Origin of the sequence: Photorhabdus cinerea, assembly GCF_011189575.1 — a bacterium.
Lineage (GTDB): Bacteria > Pseudomonadota > Gammaproteobacteria > Enterobacterales > Enterobacteriaceae > Photorhabdus > Photorhabdus cinerea.
Genome location: NZ_PUJW01000059.1, coordinates 1 through 5,921, shown reverse-complemented (window position 1 = coordinate 5,921; position 5,921 = coordinate 1). Strand labels below are relative to the sequence as shown.

The 5,921-nt window shown below is 42.8% G+C and carries 5 protein-coding genes and 2 pseudogenes; all 7 read right to left on the bottom strand.

What is annotated here, in order from left to right; genetic code table 11:
• Nucleotides 1-691: pseudogene (locus tag C5469_RS23880) on the bottom strand (ImcF-related family protein); the annotation flags it as partial.
• A complete protein-coding gene (locus C5469_RS21935; protein ID WP_166310736.1) occupies nucleotides 688-1,941 on the bottom strand; it encodes a hypothetical protein in 1,254 nt (417 codons plus the stop codon). The pseudogene C5469_RS23880 and the gene C5469_RS21935, both read right to left, overlap by 4 nt.
• 3 nt (nucleotides 1,942-1,944) lie before the next feature.
• The gene (locus C5469_RS21930) at nucleotides 1,945-2,202 is read right to left on the bottom strand and encodes a PAAR domain-containing protein (protein WP_065824130.1); all 258 of its coding nucleotides are present in this window, start codon (nucleotides 2,200-2,202) and stop codon (nucleotides 1,945-1,947) included.
• Complete coding sequence (locus tag C5469_RS21925) at nucleotides 2,202-2,960, bottom strand: hypothetical protein (protein WP_166310734.1); 759 nt, start codon at nucleotides 2,958-2,960, stop codon at nucleotides 2,202-2,204. The genes C5469_RS21930 and C5469_RS21925 overlap by 1 nt, the downstream gene beginning before the upstream one ends.
• A gap of 250 nt (nucleotides 2,961-3,210) precedes the next feature.
• The gene (locus C5469_RS21920) at nucleotides 3,211-4,269 is read right to left on the bottom strand and encodes a DUF6708 domain-containing protein (RefSeq protein WP_166310732.1); all 1,059 of its coding nucleotides are present in this window, start codon (nucleotides 4,267-4,269) and stop codon (nucleotides 3,211-3,213) included.
• 2 nt (nucleotides 4,270-4,271) lie between these two features.
• The gene (locus C5469_RS21915; RefSeq protein ID WP_166310730.1) at nucleotides 4,272-5,333 is read right to left on the bottom strand and encodes a DUF6708 domain-containing protein; all 1,062 of its coding nucleotides are present in this window, start codon (nucleotides 5,331-5,333) and stop codon (nucleotides 4,272-4,274) included.
• 2 nt (nucleotides 5,334-5,335) lie between these two features.
• Nucleotides 5,336-5,921: pseudogene (locus tag C5469_RS21910) on the bottom strand (hypothetical protein); the annotation flags it as partial.

Below are 5,921 nucleotides of genomic sequence, written 5' to 3'. Positions count from 1 at the left end.
GGTCGCGCTGGTCCCAGCGGCTGCATTGCACATTCCACACATACACCGGCGCCTGCCAGCCAAGCTGTTGCCCCTGTTTCTCCAGCATCCGCAACGCGGTATCTATTTCTGACCGCGGGCTGAGTTGTTCCTCGGTCATCACCCACACCACACCATCCAGTGGACGGCGACGACGCAGTTTACGCAATGCCTTTAACTGCGCGGTATCGGGGGTCACCTGCAAACTGCCCCCCCACAGCAACAGATGACTCTCGCCTTCCAGCCAGTGTTGCGCCGTCAATCCCGGGGCAATGGCTTCCACTTGTTCCGGTTCGCCCATCACCATTAAAATACGCACCTTAAACCGCCAGAAAAAACCGTAACGACAACGCAAATGGTAGGTCAGCTCTCTTAATATGGGGTCAGACTCAGGAGATGCAGATACGGCTTCAGGAACCTCACTTTGGCGCCGCCAATAACGAAAAGCGATACGTGCATCATGGATAAACAAACGTGTTATCAGAATAAAAATCAGAAAAAACAGCACACTGGCAATCAATACATAACATTGAAATTCCAATTGCTTTTCAAATAACGACTGCCCTTGTATGTTTAACCACTCTGGCTTAAACCAGATCATCAGGCTACAGACGGTTATCAGTACCAGCGGTAATCCCAAAATACCCCAGAATAACGTCATATATTTCTTCATACTGCCTCCTGTGTTTCCACCGGTTTAATCACCATAAACCAGGGAATAAGTCTATCGAGTGCAGGCGTACTCATAACTAATTGCGCCTGCTTTTGGCTGGTTACGGCATCAATAGCGACGGCAGCCGCTAACCAAGGCGAAGCTATGCCGGTGAAACCGGTTTGAACGTCAATATCACACTGCCTTTCAGTCTGCTCTCCCACATTGGGCAGTTGATCAATTAATGGCGTAAATATCGCCTGAGACTGGTTATCGCATCCCATACCTGAGAACCACAGTTGATGAATTGATTCGGAAGGAATATCAGCCCACAGTAACGCCTGCGACAATGCATATTTCATGTCATCACCCCGGGTTAGTTCGGGCCGGTGTATTGTGGCTTGCACCGTAGAGATAGGTTCACGCTGTGGTACGAACAAAGTAGATTGGCGAACGGGTGTTGAATTCAGCAATAACACAACGGCGGTATCACCCTGCCCGTCCATCACTTCTGTCGCCAGCCGAATAGCCACTATCAGTAAAACCGCATTATGGTGGAAGGTATCCAGCCAATTATCAATAATAGCTAACCCCGTGCCCGGCAATATTGATAACGGAGTACGGATACCCGAAGCTTCCCAGACTGACTGCCAGATAGCTTCATATTCCGCAGCATCTAAACCCACATCAATCTGTAACGACGAGAAAACCGTATAATGAATAGATAACTGACGCAATGCAGTGGTCAGAGCCTCATCAGCTAACAGCGCTGCCATTTTTTCGTAAAGCAGCTCACGGCTCGGACGTTCTGGCATAGCGAAACGTATCTGACGCACAACTTGACCATGAGTCATATCCCCCCATGAAGGTAATACAACCTTTTGTGCCATTAACTGAGTCGCCAGTGAACCTGTCATCACTGTTTGCGGAAGATCAACCACATGAGCCAGCACATTTAAATAACGCTGACCGCGTTGTGTCTCCTGATATAAACAGACCTCACGCTCATAATCCCAACTATCAGACCATATCTGGCAGATCTGGTAACACAAGCACCTGATACCAAACACACCGGCCCAAGCCAAAAATGGGAAAACCAGAAAACAGCACCAGAACCAAGGGGTGTGAATTGGCACACCAACGGGCCAGTACATAACGGTGGCGCAACCACCCAATGATATGAATATCATCAGTGCAATTAGCCAACGTTTTATTATCGGCACCGGCTTACGCTCTGCCGGTATGGGAATAGCACTCATATCTACAGGCATAAATTAACTCACTGTTGCATTATTTAAAGAAGTCATCAGCGTGCAGCCACAACCACAGCGGTGACCATGAAAGGCCACCGGCAAGCCGTTATCTTTTATCGTGGGATGACCTTCGATAATCGTGGTATTACCGTGTTTCGGGCAGGAAACCGGATCGGTTTTACGTGCAACACCGAGACCGCCGAATTTCATTTTTTGCGAACCACTCAGCACCTGACCGCCATGAGTTGTTTTATCGTGAATACGGATAATGCCTTTCATTATAAAGATCCTTGTTTTGTTAATTTCTTTTCAATTTCTTCAACACCAACATCATCAGTGGTTTTAATAAGGTTTAGCTTAATATTCACAGTTTCTTTCAATGAATCAGTCTGGATAATAAAGCTAATCGTATTTTTACCTTTTCTCTTCATCGTTACCTGTTTACTACTTACCTGATAGGTTTTACTGAATAGAGAAGGTGTAATTACCAATTGATCGCCATAAATACCCAATACAGGCCGATTAGTCAGACGAATACCATTAAAGGCAGACGCGATTGCAGCAACAACTAATAATATCCCCATTGAGGCGGTAATACTGAATTGCACAACAGCAGCCACACCTAATATGACCGTAGTGATATAAAAACGTTCCTGACGAAAACACAAGTAGGGAGAAAGTTGCTTTCTATTTACTGAATCAAATGTCTGTAATTCAGCAAAACGGAAGTTATTATAACTCATAAGAAAACCGATTACATACATACATCCCAAGGGAAGCGTTATACAACCAGACAACATAGCCAAAAAAAGCGCCAGCTTTTTATGAACAAAAAGCAATAATACACTGACTATCTGTATCGCAATAGCAATTACTATCAGTTTCGCAATAGGATAAAACTCCTTAAGAGCCTCTTGATCCTGATAAGTTAAACTATCCAGAGCTGTCTGCTGTAACTGCAAATAATAAAAAAATCCTCCGATAGCTATTAAATCAATAATCAAACCTAACCAAAGGACGATACTCAACTTTTTCATAAGAACTCCAATCAATCATTTTAATTAAAATTACGGTTTCTCTTGTATTACACAATACTTTCATTCACGCGAGCAGGAGCGATTAACTGAATGTTAATTTCAATTCTCCCTGCATGAGACAATTACTTTTCGTTTTTTACCTTTTCACCTTTAACCTCTTCTATCATTACACCTTTGTCGGTTTTTTCCAGGAAAAATAGCCGCGTTGAAAACAAAACCGGGAACAATAATTTCGTTCATATGCTTGCCTTTATTTATCCGTAGATGAATGAGCCATTGCAATCTTCTCTTGCAAACGGGTATATGCTGATAACTGACGATCATATAATGCCCGACGTTCTTCCCGCGTCTGATTCACCAACACATAACGCCATAAATGCACGGGATTATTAGCGGCACTGACATTAATCGGGTCATCAGGATCAACCTGACAAGCCTCTTCCACCTCCTGAGGCCATTGCGGTATTTTGCTGGTCTGCACCGCAATATAACGGGCAACACTGGTAATTAGAGCAACTGGCAGTATTATCCATCCAAAAAACCAGTCCAAACGAGAACCCATCAGCATCAGATACTGTAATCCAAAAATATAACTTTCTTTCTGTTTCTCAATGGGAGGACATAAAGCGATAATATCCGCCTGCTCCTGTAAACACTCCTCCTCCATATAACAGCGAATAAACTCCCAATAACCCGACATCAATTCCAAATAACCAGAAAGCCCCAGACTAAATGTCTCTAATACTGTTACCTGATCGTCTGCCAGAATATGACCGTAGATACTCCATTCCGGCATCTTACCTTTCCCCATTGTCCGGGTAAAAAATACCTCTTTCCAGGGAACCGATAATACCGTGCCATTAAAACGGTAAACATGGATCATTTGGGTTTTGCGGTTAAAGCGAATTGGGTAGTGTGTCGTCGCAAACCACTCTTTCAAGATAAATTTGCCACTGAAATATAAAAAAAACATGGCAACCAGTTGAAAAATAAAAAAACCAGCTAAGATCTCATAATTTCCATTGAAACCCTGGGAAATCATAATAACAGTGAAAAATAACGATAATCCTAAATAACCAAAAAATAGAGTCGCGGATAGTGAACTGATAAATCCCTTCTCTCTATAGTTCTTATCTACTGTCTCCATATAAGTGGAGTTCATACGGATCACTGTATTATAATCAACAATATACCGACCATCTTTTCCCTCTATTCTAGTCGGTTTTCCCTGATAAAATTGATCGTCTTTCTCTTGCTGAGTCAACGAACGATTCAGTTTATAAGGGATATACAATCCATCTAATTGCATAATTACTCCTCCGCCGAAGTTGAATGAGCCATTGCAATTTTTTCTTGCAAACGCGTATGTGCCGATGATTTACGATCATATAACGCCTGACGTTCTTCCCGCGTCTGATTCGCCAAAATATAACGCCATAAATGCACGGGATTATTAGCGGCACTGACATTAATTGGATCATCAGGATCAACCTGACAAGCCTCTTTCACTTCCTGAGGCCATTGCGGCATTTTGCTAGTTTTCATACCAACATAGCGAGCGATACTGGTCAATAAGGTTATAGGTAATTGTATAATCTCAAATAACCATTCCAGACGAGAAGTTATCCGTATTTGGTACTGTAATCCAAAAACATAGCTTTCTTTCCGTTTCTCAATGGGAGGGCATAATAAGATAATATCCGCCTGTTCCTGTAAACACGCTTCTTCCATATAGCAGCGAATAAATTCCCAATAACCCGGCATCATTTCCCTCAAGCCGGAAAGCCCAAGGCTAAAGGTATCCAATACCGTTTCTTGATCGTCTGCCAGAATATGACCGTAGATACTCCATTCCTGCATCTTACCTTTTCCTATTGTCCGGGTAAAAAATACCTCTTTCCAAGGAACCGATAATACCGTGCCATTAAAACGGTAGACATGGATCATCTGAGTTTTGCGGTTAAACCTAATTGGGTAATGCGTCGTCGCAAACCACTCTTTTAAGGTAAACTTTCCACTGAAATATAAAATAAATATAGCAGCAGGTAAAAAAATCAAAAGACTTAGCAGTATTTCATGATCTCCTTTTATATATTGGTAAATTGTGTAACCAATAGAAAATAAGGCCATACCTAAATAACCAAAAAATAGCGTCGCGGATAGTGAACTGATAAATCCCTTGTCTCTATAGTTTTTATCTACCGTTTCCATATAAGTGGAGTTCATACGGATCACTGTATTGTAATCAACAATATACCGACCATCTTTTCCCTCTATTCTAGTCGGTTTTCCCTGATAAAATTGATCGTCTTTCTCTTGCTGAGTCAACGAACGATTCAATTTATAGGGTATATACAATCCATCTAATTGCATAACTACGCCTCCGCCGAAGTCATTAATTTATTAAAAGCGTCCATTTCCATTCTGCTATCGGGCCAGATAGCAGGAATATCCTCTTCACCTGCCGGAATTTTGCGCCACAAGCAAGCCATCAACCATTTCTGGATCTCATTTTTCTTCTTCATTTCCAGATAGATATTGGCACCAAAGTAAAACAGCAGGGTAATAACAATACCTACCGGTCCCAAGGAACAGAAAACCAACAGCCCTCCACTTATTGCAGAGACCAGATAGGCAATTCCCAGGCTTTTATTTTTTTTGAAAAATATCTCATCTACTGCATGATACCCGTCCCATAACACCCCAACTATCCCGGCCCAACCGCCTAATTTCACAACAAAGCCAATCCTATCCATTACCTTAAGCAGCAACTTTTCCCCCAATACAGAACCCAGCAGAGGCTGTAACCTGAGTACCTGAAAATTGTTCAACAGCCGCTCACAAGTTTCAGCAACAGCCCCCATTGCGGAGACCAGATCCGCCGCAAACCGGGTACATACCTCTGTATTTTCCTTAGGCCACCCAGCCGCGCGCAATGCAGAAATCTGCAACACCAGCGAG